This is a genomic window from Sessilibacter sp. MAH1, from assembly GCF_054658315.1.
The window spans coordinates 193,247-208,135 of record NZ_BAAGIC010000007.1; the positions used below are offsets into that span (position 1 = coordinate 193,247).

Genomic DNA, 14,889 nt, shown 5'->3' on the forward strand with positions numbered 1-14,889 from the left:
CTAGGCGTCGTGATCCAATTCCATATTGATACCGAGTGAGCGAATCTCTTTTAACAATACGTTAAAGGATTCTGGCATTCCCGGCTCCATACGGTGGTCACCGTCAACGATGTTTTTATACAGTTTGGTACGACCGGCAACGTCATCGGATTTAACGGTAAGCATTTCTTGAAGTGTGTATGCAGCACCGTATGCTTCAAGTGCCCACACCTCCATCTCACCGAATCGCTGACCACCGAACTGAGCTTTACCACCCAGCGGCTGTTGCGTAACTAGACTGTAAGAACCGGTCGAACGAGCATGCATTTTGTCATCAACCAAGTGGTTGAGTTTGAGCATGTACATGTAACCAACAGTCACAGGACGCTGGAAGGCATCACCGGTACGGCCGTCATGTAAAGTTCTTTGACCAGAGTCGTCGAGATCAGCAAGTCTTAATAGCGCCTTGATTTCACTTTCTTTCGCACCGTCGAATACCTGTGTTGCCATAGGCACACCATCGCGAAGATTGTTAGCGAGATCGATGATTTCTTGATCAGAGAAAGTATCAAGTGCTTCTTTGTTATAAGACTCACCGGTAACGTTGTAGACTTCTTCAAGGAAGTTACGCAATTCTGCAACGGCTTTTTGCTGTTTCATCATTGCGTCGATCTTGTCGCCAAGACCTTTCGCAGCCATACCCAAGTGCATTTCAAGGATCTGACCTACGTTCATCCGCGAAGGTACGCCCAATGGGTTTAGTACGATATCTACAGGCTCGCCGTTGTCGTCGTATGGCATATCTTCAACAGGCATAATTACGGAAATTACACCCTTGTTACCGTGACGACCCGCCATCTTGTCACCTGGCTGGATACGACGTTTGATCGCTAGATAGACCTTAACAATCTTAAGAACACCAGGAGCCAAATCGTCGCCAGTTTGTAACTTGCGTTTTTTGTCTTCAAAGCGCTCATCAAGCTCTTTACGACGTTCAATCAATTGAGTTTCAGCGGCGTCGATCTGTTCGTTAAGGGCATCGATATCCATACGAATTTTGAACCAATCGCCCTTGTCGAGCTCGTCCAGAATCTCGTTGGTAATTACCTCGCCTTTCTTAACGGCCTTGCCACCCGAAACAACTTGACCAACCAACGCATGACGTAAACGCTCGAAGGTAGCGGTTTCAACGATACGGAACTCTTCGTTAAGGTCTTTACGAACTTGGTTAAGTTGTTCAGTTTCAATTTCACGTGAACGTTGATCTTTTTCAAGACCATCGCGAGTGAACACCTGAACGTCGATAACCGTCCCCTTGGTGCTGGTCGGTACGCGTAAAGAAGTATCTTTAACGTCAGACGCTTTTTCACCAAAGATAGCGCGAAGCAATTTTTCTTCTGGAGTTAATTGGGTTTCACCTTTCGGAGTTACCTTACCAACCAGAATGTCACCGGGACCAACTTCGGCGCCAATGTACACAATGCCCGACTCATCCAATTTAGAAAGAGCACTTTCACCTACGTTCGGGATGTCCGCACTGATTTCTTCGCTACCTAACTTAGTATCACGAGCGATGCAGGTTAGCTCTTGAATGTGGATGGTGGTGAAACGGTCTTCTTGTACAACACGTTCAGAAACAAGGATCGAGTCTTCGAAGTTATAACCATTCCAAGGCATAAAGGCGATGCGCATATTTTGACCAAGCGCAAGTTCGCCCAAATCAACCGATGGGCCATCCGCTAGGATATCACCACGTTGAATTTTTGCTCCAGGAGTCACAATTGGACGCTGGTTAATACAGGTATTTTGGTTAGAACGGGTGTATTTGATGAGGTTGTAAATATCCACACCAGCTTCACCAGCAACCACTTCATCGTTACTGACTTTAACAACGATGCGGCCTGCGTCAACGCGATCAACAACACCACCGCGGGTAGCAACCACACACACGCCGGAGTCGCGCGCAACAAAACGCTCCATACCAGTACCTACGAGCGGCTTTTGAGCACGCAAGGTTGGTACGGCCTGTCGTTGCATGTTCGATCCCATCAATGCACGGTTAGCGTCATCGTGCTCAAGGAATGGAATCAAAGAAGCTGCAACCGATACAACTTGGCGAGGCGAAACGTCCATGTACTGAACGTCTTCTTTTGGCTTCAATGTAAAGTCGCCACCGGCTCGAACCGAAACTAGATCTTCGGTTAACTCACCGTTGTCACCTACTTTGGCCGCTGCCTGTGCAATGATGTGTTGCGATTCATTAATTGCAGACAAGTATTCGATTTGATCAGTAACCTTACCGTCGATAACTCTTCGATATGGGCTCTCTAGGAAACCGTAGCTGTTAGTACGAGCGTAGGTTGCTAGTGAGTTAATCAAACCAATGTTTGGACCTTCAGGCGTTTCGATAGGACATACGCGACCGTAATGTGTCGGATGCACGTCTCGAACCTCGAAACCTGCACGCTCACGGGTTAAACCGCCTGGGCCTAATGCAGAAACACGACGCTTGTGAGTTACCTCAGAAAGCGGGTTGTTTTGATCCATAAACTGAGAAAGCTGAGATGAACCGAAGAACTCTTTAACCGCCGCCGCAACAGGCTTAGCGTTAATCAAGTCTTGAGGCATCAAACCTTCACTTTCTGCCATCGATAGGCGTTCTTTTACTGCACGCTCAACACGAACCAAGCCCACACGGAATTGGTTTTCTGCCATTTCACCCACGGAACGAATACGGCGGTTACCCAAGTGGTCGATATCATCGACGACACCATTACCGTTTCGAATATCAATCAATGTTTTTAATACATCAACGATATCTTCTGGAGAAAGAGTGCCTTCGCCAGTATCTTCATCACGACCTAAACGACGGTTGAACTTCATGCGGCCAACTGCAGAAAGATCGTAACGTTCTTGGCTGAAGAACAAGTTCTGGAATAGACCTTCCGCAGACTCTTTGGTTGGCGGTTCACCAGGACGCATCATGCGATAAATTTCAACAAGCGCCTCAAGTTCGGTGCGAGTTGGATCGGCACGTAGAGTGTCAGAAACGAATGCACCACAGTCTAGTTCGTTGGTGTAAAGCGTCGTGAAATCAGAGATTTTGTTCTCAGCTAACTTGGTTAAAACTTCAGCTGTAATCTCGGTATTACATTCAAAAATGATTTCGCCGGTGATCTCATTAACAATATCAGTCGCTAACGAACGTCCCATTAAATATTCTGCTGGAACGGTCAACTCTTCAACGTTAGCTTTTTCCAATTGTCGAATGTGACGAGCGGTAATACGACGACCTTCTTCAACAATAACTTTGCCGCTAGCGTCTTTAATGTCGAATGAAGAAATATCACCACGCAGACGTGAAGGGATCAGCTTCAGCTTGTACTGACCATCGTAAAGCATGGAGAACATGTCGGTGTCAAAGAACATCGACAACATTTCTTGTGAGCTATAGCCTAACGCGCGAAGCAAAATGGTCGCAGGTAATTTACGACGACGATCGATACGTACGTATACCAAGTCTTTTGGATCGAATTCGAAATCCAACCATGAACCACGGTAAGGAATAACTCGAGCAGAATAAAGTAGCTTACCGGAAGAGTGCGTTTTACCTTTGTCATGATCAAAGAACACACCAGGTGAACGGTGTAACTGAGACACGATAACCCGCTCGGTACCGTTGATAACAAATGTACCGTTGTCGGTCATGAGCGGAATTTCGCCCATGTAAACTTCTTGTTCTTTAATATCTTTAATCGTTTTGTTCGATGATTCTTTATCGTAAATAATCAACCGAACTTTCACACGTAGGGGTACCGCATAGGTAACACCACGCAGAATACATTCATTTACATCAAATACAGCTTTACCTAATTGGTAGCTCACGTACTCTAAAGCTGCGTTTCCAGAGTAGCTTACAATCGGAAATACCGATTTAAATGCCGCATGAAGGCCCATATCCAAACGGTCTTCTGGCGATTTATTCGCTTGTGTAAACTTCTGATAGGAATCTAGTTGGATTGCTAGAAGATAAGGTACATCCATTACCTGCGGCAGCTTGCTAAAATCCTTACGGATGCGTTTTTTCTCAGTATATGAGTAAGCCATCTATATACCCCAGCTTGTCTTCGGAGAGGGCAGTCTCAGCCTTTACGCACGGGACGCGCTCTTGCGTGTGGTTCACGAAATTTCGTTTCACCCATCGATCGGGTCGGTTTTATCAGAGCGGCCTCTGCCAGCCTTGTAGATACAACTGTGCGAATAACGACTCGCACAAGCAGATATTGTTCCGTCAACCGAAAACGGAAAAAGGCCGGCGAGTTAAACCCGCCAGCCTTGCATCAACTATTGCTAGTTGATTGCGAAGTTTTGCAAGTAAGTAATTACTTAACTTCGACAATAGCACCAGCTTCTTCAAGCTGCTTCTTAAGATCTTCAGCTTCGTCTTTAGCAACGCCTTCTTTGATTGCTTTAGGAGCGCTTTCAACCAATTCTTTAGCTTCTTTCAAGCCAAGACCAGTGATTGCACGAACAACCTTGATTACGTTAACTTTCTTGTCGCCAGCACTGCTTAAGATAACGTCGAAATCAGTTTTCTCTTCAGCAGCTGGGCCTGCATCGCCAGCAGGAGCAGCAACAGCTACTGCAGCAGCGGCAGAAACGCCAAATTTTTCTTCCATTGCTTCAACAAGTGCAACAACATCCATTACACTCATTTCTGCGATTGCATTTAAAATGTCTTCGTTAGACAGAGCCATGACTCAAATCTCCAATAAAATAAATCTTTAAAAAACCACTAATTACGCAGCTAAGAACGAGCTTAATATTAAGCTGCGTCTTGCTTTTGATCGCGAACTGCAGCAACCACACGAGTAACTTTTGTCGGAATCTCGTTGAAAGTACGAGCCAACTTGGTAACAGGTGCGATAAGAGTTGCCGCCAAAGTCGCCAATGCTTGGTCGCGAGTTGGCAATTTCGCCAATACGTCTAACTGAGAAGCAGCAAGCTGTTTTCCACCTACAGACAGCACTTTCACTTCAAATTTATCATTTGCCTTAGCAAAATCTTTGAAGATTCGTGCTGCTGCGCCTGGATCTTCCATAGAAAATCCAAACAAAGAAGGACCAACAAGCGAATCGTTAACACACTCATACTCAGTACCTTGAAAGGCACGACGAGCTAAGGTGTTTCGAACAACTCTCAGGCTGACATTATTTTCGCGGGCCAATTTACGCAAAGCTGTCATGCTCGCTACATCTACACCACGTGCATCTGCAACAACCAAAGACAGGGCGCTCATAGCGGTCTCGTTAACATCGGCAACAATAGCCTTTTTGTCTTCGAGTCCTAATGCCACGATATATCTCCTGGATTAGAAAGAGAGCGAACTCAACTTTCTTGGTTTCGATATTTTCGGATTAATCACCGAGGTGAAGAAATTCCGAAAACTTTTCGGTGACCGAACCAGGCTTGCCTAACACGAAGTTAAATAAGCGATTCAGGAGTCACCATCTGCGTAGGTCTCAGAATTAAATTAATATCTAACTCTGAAATTAAACCCGTCATCCTGAAACGACAAAGTACCTACGGTCTTTGATAGCCAAGGTTTTACCCAAGACTCCAAAGTTTTTTATTGGGTACTAAAATCAGCACCCAATAAAAGGAATTAAATGTCTAGAGTAGACTGATCCAAAGTAATACCAGGACCCATAGTGGTGCTCAAAGAAATTTTCTTCAAGTAAACACCTTTAGAAGTAGATGGTTTGGCCTTTTTAAGGTCAGCCACTAATGCTTCTAGGTTCTCTTTAATTGCATTTGGTTCAAAAGAAATACGACCGATGCCGCCATGAATGATACCGCCTTTGTCGGCACGGTAACGAACCTGACCAGCTTTAGCATTGCGAACGGCAGTTGCAACGTCTGGAGTCACAGTACCAGTCTTAGGGTTTGGCATAAGACCACGTGGACCAAGAATTTGACCCAATTGGCCAACAACGCGCATTGCTGCAGGATCTGCAATAACTACATCGAAGTCCATCTTGCCAGCTTTTACTTCAGCGGCTAGATCTTCCATACCAACGATATCTGCACCGGCTTCTTTAGCCGCTTCTGCAGCAGCACCTTGTGTAAATACTGCGACGCGTACATCTTTACCAGTACCATGGGGCAAACTTGAAGCACCACGAACCGCTTGATCAGATTTACGAGGATCGATACCTAAGTTAATAGCAGCATCTACAGTCTCTGGAAACTTAACAGTAGACAATTCTTTCAACAAAGCAATAGCTTCATCAATTGAGTATGCTTTTGTGCTATCTACTTTTTCACGAATTAATTTTTGACGCTTAGATAATTTTGCCATTGCCTTAGATCTCCGTCTCAAGTCCCATTGCTCGAGCAGAGCCCGCAATTGTTCTAACCGCAGCATCCATATCGGCCGCTGTTAAGTCTGGCATTTTAACTGTCGCAATTTCTTCTAATTGCTCACGAGTCAATTTACCAACCTTTTGAGTATTTGGACGCGCACTACCAGACTTGATTTTCGCAGCTTTCTTCAACAAGAAAGAAGCTGGAGGAGTTTTCATCGTGAAAGTAAAGCTACGGTCACTGTATACAGAAATCACAACTGGTACCGGTGAACCTGGCTCCATACCCTGAGTTTGGGCATTAAACGCTTTACAGAATTCCATGATGTTAACACCACGTTGACCCAAAGCTGGACCAACTGGAGGACTTGGGTTTGCCTGACCGGCAGAAACCTGTAGCTTTACATAAGCTTCTATTTTCTTAGCCATGATTGACTCCGATTATGGGTACAAACGCCTCACGCACATATGCGATCACAGGCTCCCCGAGATTACTATTTGTTAGAAACACTAACGGGTATATAAGTAGAAACCGGCGATGAGCAAACAAAGCCGGTTTCGTAAAACTTTAATGTCTGTATGACGTTAAAGATTAAATCTTTTCGACTTGACCGAACTCTAACTCAACCGGAGTAGAACGACCAAAAATCAACACTGCGACCTGAAGACGATTCTTATCGTAATCAACTGACTCAACGACACCATTAAAGTCATTGAATGGACCGTCCACAACTCGAACCATTTCACCTGGCTCAAACACTGTTTTTGGTTTCGGTTTTTCAGTTGAATCATCAACTCGCTGTAAAATAGCTTGAGCTTCTTTCTCTGTAATTGGGGCCGGCTTATCTGCCTTGCCTCCGATAAAGCCCATCACACGAGGTGTGTCTTTAACCAAGTGCCAAGTATCGTCATTAAGTTCCATTTGAACCAGAACGTAACCTGGGAAAAATTTTCTTTCACTCTTACGTTTTTGCCCGGCTCTCATTTCAACAACTTCTTCAGTTGGAACCAAGATCTCACCGAACAAATCTTGCATCTGGTGAAGCTCAACTCGCTCTCTTAGAGAGTTAGCAACCTTCTTTTCATAACCAGAATAGGCATGTACAACATACCATCGCTTAGCCATGCTTGACCCCTAGCCAATTATTAGAGATGCAATCCAACCAAATAATGAATCCAATCCCCATAATACAAGAGACATGATTAGCACCACTGCAACTACGATCAAAGTCGTCTGATTTGTCTCTTTTGGTGTCGGCCAGACAACTTTCTTAACTTCTGTTTGAGCGTCTTTCAATAAACCCCAAATCGCAGCTCCCTTTTCAGTCTGTACGGCAACAAATACTGCAATAGCAGCCGCAACAGAAATAGCTACGACCCTTAATAATAGGGAAGCTTCTGAATAGTAAGAATTTCCTACCACACAAAGAGCAACGATAGCTATAACAACTATCCACTTGAGCGCATCAAAACGAGGTTCTTGCGCTTCCGCCTTGCTGCTCATAAACACGCCTTGCTCTAATTGAGAGAATAATGGCAGGCCAGGAGGGACTCGAACCCCCAACTTTCGGTTTTGGAGACCGATGCTCTACCAATTGAACTACTGGCCTAAATCTGGAGAGATAAACACAAACGCCTCGCAACAGCGAGGCGCACTACAAAAAATTACAAATTACTCGATAATTTTAGCAACAACACCGGCACCAACGGTACGGCCACCTTCGCGGATTGCGAAGCGTAGACCTTCGTCCATCGCGATTGGGCAGATTAGGGTAACGGTCATTTGAATGTTGTCACCTGGCATTACCATTTCTACGCCTTCTGGAAGCTCACAAGCGCCAGTTACGTCGGTAGTGCGGAAGTAGAATTGTGGACGGTAGCCTTTGAAGAATGGTGTGTGACGACCACCTTCGTCTTTTGACAATACGTACACTTCGCCTTCGAACTTGGTGTGCGGAGTGATTGAACCTGGTTTCGCCAATACTTGACCACGCTCTACTTCTTCACGCTTGGTACCACGTAGAAGAACACCAACGTTCTCACCTGCACGACCTTCGTCTAGAAGCTTACGGAACATTTCTACACCGGTACAGGTGGTTTTGATGGTGTCTTTGATACCAATAATGGCAACTTCTTCACCCACTTTCACGATACCGCGCTCAACACGACCGGTAACAACGGTACCACGGCCTTGAATTGAGAATACGTCTTCGATTGGCATAATGAATGCGCCGTCGATTGCACGCTCTGGCTCAGGGATGTATGAGTCTAGAGTTTCAACCAATTTCTTAACAGCTGAAGTACCAAGACCGTCGGTGTCAACGCCATTAAGAGCCATCAATGCAGAACCGGCAATGATTGGGGTGTCGTCGCCTGGGAATTCGTAAGTGTCTAGAAGCTCACGCAATTCCATTTCAACCAATTCCAACATTTCGTTGTATTCTTCGGTACCGAAGCCGCCACAGTCTTCTGCAAGAAGGTCTGCTTTGTTTAGGAATACGACGATGTAAGGTACACCTACTTGGCGTGACAACAAGATGTGCTCACGAGTTTGTGGCATTGGACCGTCGGTTGCGCCACAAACAAGGATAGCGCCATCCATTTGTGCCGCACCGGTAATCATGTTTTTAACGTAGTCGGCGTGCCCTGGGCAGTCAACGTGCGCGTAGTGACGGTTTGGAGAATCGTACTCAACGTGTGAAGTTGCGATGGTGATACCGCGCTCACGTTCTTCTGGAGCGTTATCGATACCGTCGAAAGCAACAGCGGTACCGCCCCATACTTCTGCACATACGCGTGTCAAAGCTGCTGTCAAAGTGGTTTTACCATGGTCAACGTGACCGATGGTGCCCACGTTTACGTGGGGTTTACTACGTTCAAATGTCGCCTTTGCCATTGCAAACTCTCCTAAACAGGGACGTGGGACAGATCATTTCAAGGTAACAACCTTGACACCTACCGCATTAACGAGCCCCAAGTACAATTACTTAGATCTCAAATACAACCTCTACTAAATAGAGGCCAAAAAAATGGAGCTCAAGAGCAGACTTGAACTGCCGACCTCACCCTTACCAAGGGTGTGCTCTACCAACTGAGCTACTTGAGCGAAATAAACATGGAGCGGGCAGCGGGAATCGAACCCGCATCATCAGCTTGGAAGGCTGAGGTTCTACCATTGAACTATGCCCGCAAAAACAGGCTATAACTCAATACAGCAAACCACCTATTCTATAGCGAGGTTAGTGAGACTAATTACTCACCAGAGAAGCTTGAGTCACGCCCAGATACCTTGATGACAACACAATCAAGACATCAGAATTTTTCTCTTCAGACAAACATTGTCGAGAGCATGGTGCAGGGGGGTGGATTCGAACCACCGAAGCTTGCGCGTCAGATTTACAGTCTGATCCCTTTGGCCACTCGGGAACCCCTGCCCTAATTTTGAGGCGCGTATTTTCCACCTCAAATAATTTAATGTCAATCAAAACCACTAACTTTACTGTAAATATGGAGCTGGCGAGAGGAATTGAACCCCCGACCGGCTGATTACAAGTCAGCTGCTCTACCTACTGAGCTACGCCAGCTTTACGATTACAGGTAATTATTACTACCTGTGTCAGTGGAGGCGCGATTCTAGAGAAACTATTCGCGAGATGCAACATCTGGACAGAAATTTTGTTGATAAACAATGCCTTCTTGGTCACCAATTAAACTATTCCATCGCTCAGAACTGATTTTGGATGCATTTTGTGCGGATGCCACGACCCAATTTTGAGATATTTTTCTAACTTCCTCGTGGATTTTTACTTCGTAGCCTTTGGCTGCGAGCTCTTTTTGCTTAATCTCAGCGCCATTTTTTTCATTGAACAACCCTAATGAAATTCCATACTGCAGATTTCCGTTTGGAATTACATAGCTGTCTATCGATTTCGCCTGTAGCTCTTTCAACTTCCTGAAAGCGGCATCACTAGAGCCCAATGACGGTAAGTAAACCCAATACGAGGTCTTTCCTGGGACAAGAACTTCTCTGAGACTAGCACTCACATCCAGAGCGGCTAACTTTTCAACCAAAATATCTGCCCGTGCCAAATTTTTATAAGGGCCAATAAGAGAACATAAATCTGCATTCGTATTTTGAGGTTGAGATGTTTTTTGAATTTGACTCACAACAGGAGAGTTATCGTCATCATTTACCGTTGACAATTCATTAAGCAATTTCAGTCGAGGCAAATCACTGCCATGAACCTTACCTATAGGTGTAGTAGCCGTGGAATTGTTTTTATTTCCGTAGGCAGCTAAGACATTTAAAGAAAGAAAAACTGCATTGATAATCAATAGCAAAATAAAAATTGCTTTCATAGTCACTCCAGCTTGTCGTGAGCTGAATATTTACCGGTCGATTCTATTAAACTCCCCGACCATTAATCGCGGAGTTTTGCCACAAATAAAGCCCATCGAAAACCAGATTTTCTTCTTTCTCGGCGATATCGATATTGCTCTCTATTAAAGCTACATCACCACCCGTCAATAGTACCCGGGTTGGACTGTTTGGGCTTAGTTCAACTAATTGTGCTACTGATCGATGAATAATTCCCACGACTGCATTCAAAATCCCGCTACTAACGCAAGACGCCGTGTTTTTACCGGGATTTAAATTTTGCTGAGCAGTTAAGTTTGGTACTTTAACTTGCGCAGTATCAGCAAATAAGCTTTTCAACATCATTTGCATTCCGGGAATAATATATCCGCCTTCGTGTGCGCCGTTTGCGTTAATTAACTCTACGGTAATTGCACTACCTAGATCTACAACTACACAATTTTCTGCACGACAGTAATCCGCTGCAGCAATTGTTGCCAACCAGCGATCAACTCCCATTTGACTAACTTCAGTGTAGCTGTTTGTTACAACCTTATGGACCAGATCAAATGATTTACCTGTTACCGCGAAATCGATTTTTACGTCGGGAATGAAAGTCTGTAAGAAGGAAGTTAACCATAACTTATTGGCTGTGTTCGCGACACTGGCAATCACGATGCGAGATATATTTTTCAGATTATCGCTAAAACGTGCCTCTGGGATCTCTAGGTTATTCAAATTAAATGAAGCAGCAATAGCACCTTTCTTATCGCGCAACTGAAATTTCGCCCGAGTGTTTCCTTGATCAATGAGTAGCAGCATCTACAAGCCTCAAAGATAGCTCTCCACCATTATGCAAAGTAATCTGGCCTTTAGTCTCTAGAATTAACGCGCCAGTCTCTGACACACCTCTATGAATACCGGAAACGGAAGATTGCCCACTTGTTATAGTTATTTCTTTGTTCTTTGAATAATTATGCGCATTCCATGCATCCTGATATTCTTCAAAGCCCTTTTCTGAGTAGGTAGACACTGCATCTACCAACGCCACAATTAATTGGTTCGCCAAGTCAGTACGATCAAGTGGATTACACCCGGACTCCAGAGCGATTTCTTTTAAATCCACCCAGGGTTGATCAATTGCTTGATAATCTTGGTCTGACATGTCGACATTTAGCCCAACGCCAACCACCACATTACAATCACCCGATAAATCTCCGTCCAGCTCTATCAATATTCCGCCAAGCTTTCTTCCCCGCCAAATCAGATCATTAGGCCACTTAAGCTCAATATCACGAACGGCTAAATTATTCAAAATCTGCACAATAACAACGCCTACCGCCAAACTTAGGCCTTCAAGGGCAGAAATACCCTCGGTGACTCTCCAACCCAACGACAAATAAATATTGCGACCAAATGGACTCTGCCAGGTACGTCCACGACGGCCCTTCCCAGAGGTTTGCATTTCGGCTATCACAATTTTTCCTGCAAACAGGCTAGAGGCTTTTTGGCTCAAAAGGTAAGAGTTGGTGGATTCGATAGAGCTCATCACTTCTACACTGGAAACCAACGGATGACGGTCTGCTAAAGATTTAAGTTTTTCTACGTCCAAACAAAATATTGGATGTTTAATTCGATAACCTACGCCCTTATTGGATTCGATATTACAGCCGAACGTCTCGAGTTTTTTCAATTGTTTCCAGACTGCAGCGCGACTAACTCCAAGAATAGATCCAATTTCTTCACCTGAGTGGTATTCCCCATCGCTCAAGAGGTTAAGCACAGGAATTAAATGTTCTATCGTGTGATCACTAGACATTTTATAAACAACCTTCTGCAGACTCAGATGCGTAGATTCTTCGACACCGGTTTCCTAAACTTGTCAGAACCTCATATGGAATGGTATTCGCCATAGCTGCAACATCATCTATTGTTTGTTGATTATTTAAAATCGAAAGAAAATCGCCCACCCTAACTGGGAAATGAGGATATTGAATTTTCAGTGGCGTTAGATCGAAAGTACAATAATCCATGGAAACACGCCCCACCAAAGAAACAGCAACTCCTTGAATATACCCTTTCAATCTTCCCTGTAGATGTCTCCAGATACCATCTGCATAACCAATCCTGACCGTCGCCAATAACGACCCCTTAGCTACCGTTTCAGTCGCTCCATAACCCACCGGGACATCTTCTTCAAGCTCCCTCAACTGGATAATTGGTGCATTTAATTCGACTACCGGATTGATTAGCCGTGAATTTTCTGCCGCAAAGGTCTGAGAGCCATAAAGGGCTATACCCGGACGAACCATGTCCATACAGTATGATTTACCAAGAAAAACGCCTGAGGAACTGGATAAACTAATTTTCAAAGGATAATCCCGAGGAACTTCTTTAAGCAGAGAGCTAAAGGTACTTAACTGCTGGCGGTTCATAGGATTTTCAGGTTGGTCGGCGCAAGCAAGATGGCTTAAAAAATACCGTGGTTTAACCGCATACTTAGTTAATGCGGTTAATACCTGAGACGTAGACAACCCGAGTCGATTCATGCCCGTATCGATCATGACTGCGCACCTGTTTGAGCGAATGGAATCCACCCAATGATGCATCTGCTCAATCGAGTTCAAGACAGGAATGAAATTGTGATGGCTATATTCACCTACAAAATTCTTATGGTAACCATCAAAGACAAAAATATCCGAGCTTTTACGAAGCTCAGAACTTAATTCTATTGCTTCGTCTAAGGTTGCGACAAAAAAAGATCGACACCCATGCTTTTCTAGCTCCGAAGCAATAGGTATAGCCCCCAAGCCATAAGCGTCAGCTTTTACAACAGCGGATACTTCAGCGCCGTGAGAGATGCTTTGAATATAACGCCAATTTTTTGCGATGGCATTTAAATCGATATTAAGCAAAGGTTGATAAGAGTACAAAATCGGTCACACAACTCTTGAATTCGTATAAAAATCTAAAGGATAGTGCTCAGTTATTTCCATAAACCGCTCACCACCAACGCGAATACAGTAAATTCTATAAACACCCTTCGAAAAACCTTTGGGACGGAATTGTTCGGGAAGATCTTCAGAATATCCTAAATCAAATATTTCCCGATATTGCTCTTTATTCATTTTCCTCAACAGCCAACCAACTCCATGGCCGGAATTTTTTAATTCATCCAACAAATTATCAGGAACATAAGATAGGTTTAAATAGGAACTCGCATAGGTATATATCTGGCCGCTTTTCTTTCCGATTAAATTAATTTCTCGGTGAAGTAATGATTCCGCGTTGGGCGCCACTGTTAACGTACTCTCAGAGATTAACGAAACGTTTAGTGATTCGTTAAAAGCGGCCTCAATGGCTTTGGATACAGTGCCGTCAGTTGATAAAAATATCCTCAGCAACATTGGCAACTTAGAAAAGTGGAAATCTGAAAGGTGATCGGGCAGTTGCTCACAACCTCCACTGACAAAAATCGGGTTGGCCGCCAAATCAAAAAGGTATTTCATTGTTTACTCAAACTTAATTAATGCTTTGTAGAGTAATAGGTTATCAGCAAGCAGGGAATGGAAAAACAAGAAAACGAAATAAGAATAAATTTAAGCTCAACTACAAAGGTAGATGTTAAAAGCTAAAGAGGATTGAAAGCATTGATCCCAATGAACAAAGCTTCAACGCGTGGAATAGACATAAAATAGACATAAAAAAAGGGCCATCCGTTAGGATGGCCCTTTTAGAGTTAAGAGCTTGACGATGACCTACTCTCACATGGGGAGACCCCACACTACCATCGGCGATGCATCGTTTCACTACTGAGTTCGGGATGGGATCAGGTGGTTCCAATGCTCTATGGTCGTCAAGCAATTCTGTAGGTGTCTGTGTTTTTCCGTTCTCTTGAGCTTTTTATTGCTATTCACTCTTTTAAACTTTTAAGAGTACATAGCGTTCAAGTGTCAACACAATCACGCAATAGGGTGGTAGAAGTATTTAAGTAATAGAAGTTGCTTTGTTGTTTGACTCTTTAACTTAATGCTTTGCATTAAGGTTGAGTCTGAATCGGTGACAGTTGTCTAAGCTCTGTCGATGTATCGTTTGCTTAGTTTCCTAAGCATGTCGCTCAACCAATGTCTTCAGTTATATGGTCAAGCCTCACGGGCAATTAGTACTGGTTAGCTCAACGCCTCACAA

At 44.2% G+C, this 14,889-nt stretch carries 13 protein-coding genes, 5 tRNA genes and 1 rRNA gene; all 19 read right to left on the reverse strand.

The features are described 5' to 3' along the window. The 19 genes from rpoB to rrf all read right to left on the reverse strand — a co-directional run bounded on the left by rpoB (position 1) and on the right by rrf (position 14,562). Positions 1-4,086 carry a DNA-directed RNA polymerase subunit beta gene (gene rpoB / locus ACYQ28_RS09430; protein ID WP_460049497.1) on the reverse strand — a complete coding sequence of 1,362 codons (4,086 nt, stop codon included), beginning with the start codon at positions 4,084-4,086 and terminating at the stop codon, positions 1-3. A gap of 275 nt (positions 4,087-4,361) precedes the next feature. After that, complete coding sequence (gene rplL, locus ACYQ28_RS09435) at positions 4,362-4,736, reverse strand: 50S ribosomal protein L7/L12 (RefSeq protein ID WP_460049496.1); 375 nt, start codon at positions 4,734-4,736, stop codon at positions 4,362-4,364. 68 nt (positions 4,737-4,804) lie between these two features. Then, positions 4,805-5,335 carry a 50S ribosomal protein L10 gene (gene rplJ / locus ACYQ28_RS09440; protein ID WP_460049495.1) on the reverse strand — a complete coding sequence of 177 codons (531 nt, stop codon included), beginning with the start codon at positions 5,333-5,335 and terminating at the stop codon, positions 4,805-4,807. A 309-nt stretch (positions 5,336-5,644) separates the two neighbouring features. After that, the gene (gene rplA, locus ACYQ28_RS09445; RefSeq protein ID WP_460049494.1) at positions 5,645-6,340 is read right to left on the reverse strand and encodes a 50S ribosomal protein L1; all 696 of its coding nucleotides are present in this window, start codon (positions 6,338-6,340) and stop codon (positions 5,645-5,647) included. A 4-nt stretch (positions 6,341-6,344) separates the two neighbouring features. Further along, positions 6,345-6,773, reverse strand: coding sequence for a 50S ribosomal protein L11 (gene rplK / locus ACYQ28_RS09450; protein ID WP_460049493.1), 429 nt, complete (start codon positions 6,771-6,773; stop codon positions 6,345-6,347). Between the two features lie 163 nt (positions 6,774-6,936). Then, complete coding sequence (nusG, locus tag ACYQ28_RS09455) at positions 6,937-7,470, reverse strand: transcription termination/antitermination protein NusG (RefSeq protein WP_460049492.1); 534 nt, start codon at positions 7,468-7,470, stop codon at positions 6,937-6,939. A gap of 9 nt (positions 7,471-7,479) precedes the next feature. Continuing rightward, complete coding sequence (gene secE / locus ACYQ28_RS09460; protein ID WP_460049491.1) at positions 7,480-7,848, reverse strand: preprotein translocase subunit SecE; 369 nt, start codon at positions 7,846-7,848, stop codon at positions 7,480-7,482. Between the two features lie 30 nt (positions 7,849-7,878). Next, positions 7,879-7,954 (reverse strand) — tRNA-Trp (locus ACYQ28_RS09465). Positions 7,955-8,016: 62 nt separating this feature from the next. After that, complete coding sequence (tuf, locus tag ACYQ28_RS09470; protein ID WP_460049490.1) at positions 8,017-9,240, reverse strand: elongation factor Tu; 1,224 nt, start codon at positions 9,238-9,240, stop codon at positions 8,017-8,019. A 134-nt stretch (positions 9,241-9,374) separates the two neighbouring features. Beyond that, positions 9,375-9,450 (reverse strand) — tRNA-Thr (locus ACYQ28_RS09475). Between the two features lie 10 nt (positions 9,451-9,460). Then, positions 9,461-9,534 (reverse strand) — tRNA-Gly (locus ACYQ28_RS09480). Between the two features lie 160 nt (positions 9,535-9,694). Then, positions 9,695-9,778, reverse strand: a tRNA-Tyr gene (locus tag ACYQ28_RS09485). Positions 9,779-9,852: 74 nt separating this feature from the next. Then, positions 9,853-9,928, reverse strand: a tRNA-Thr gene (locus ACYQ28_RS09490). Positions 9,929-9,986: 58 nt separating this feature from the next. After that, positions 9,987-10,703 carry an SPOR domain-containing protein gene (locus tag ACYQ28_RS09495; protein ID WP_460049489.1) on the reverse strand — a complete coding sequence of 239 codons (717 nt, stop codon included), beginning with the start codon at positions 10,701-10,703 and terminating at the stop codon, positions 9,987-9,989. 46 nt (positions 10,704-10,749) lie between these two features. Then, a complete protein-coding gene (locus tag ACYQ28_RS09500) occupies positions 10,750-11,523 on the reverse strand; it encodes a type III pantothenate kinase (RefSeq protein WP_460049488.1) in 774 nt (257 codons plus the stop codon). Continuing rightward, positions 11,507-12,520 (reverse strand): bifunctional biotin--[acetyl-CoA-carboxylase] ligase/biotin operon repressor BirA, encoded by a 1,014-nt coding sequence (gene birA / locus ACYQ28_RS09505; protein WP_460049487.1) that lies wholly within the window; start codon positions 12,518-12,520, stop codon positions 11,507-11,509. Before birA ends, ACYQ28_RS09500 begins: the two co-directional genes overlap by 17 nt. Before the next feature lies 1 nt (position 12,521). Next, a complete protein-coding gene (gene alr, locus ACYQ28_RS09510) occupies positions 12,522-13,634 on the reverse strand; it encodes an alanine racemase (protein WP_460049486.1) in 1,113 nt (370 codons plus the stop codon). Positions 13,635-13,640: 6 nt separating this feature from the next. Beyond that, on the reverse strand, positions 13,641-14,210 hold the full coding sequence (locus tag ACYQ28_RS09515) for a chorismate pyruvate-lyase family protein (RefSeq protein WP_460049485.1): 570 nt from the start codon (positions 14,208-14,210) through the stop codon (positions 13,641-13,643). A 236-nt stretch (positions 14,211-14,446) separates the two neighbouring features. Then, a 5S ribosomal RNA gene (rrf, locus tag ACYQ28_RS09520) occupies positions 14,447-14,562 on the reverse strand. Positions 14,563-14,889 lie beyond the last annotated feature (327 nt).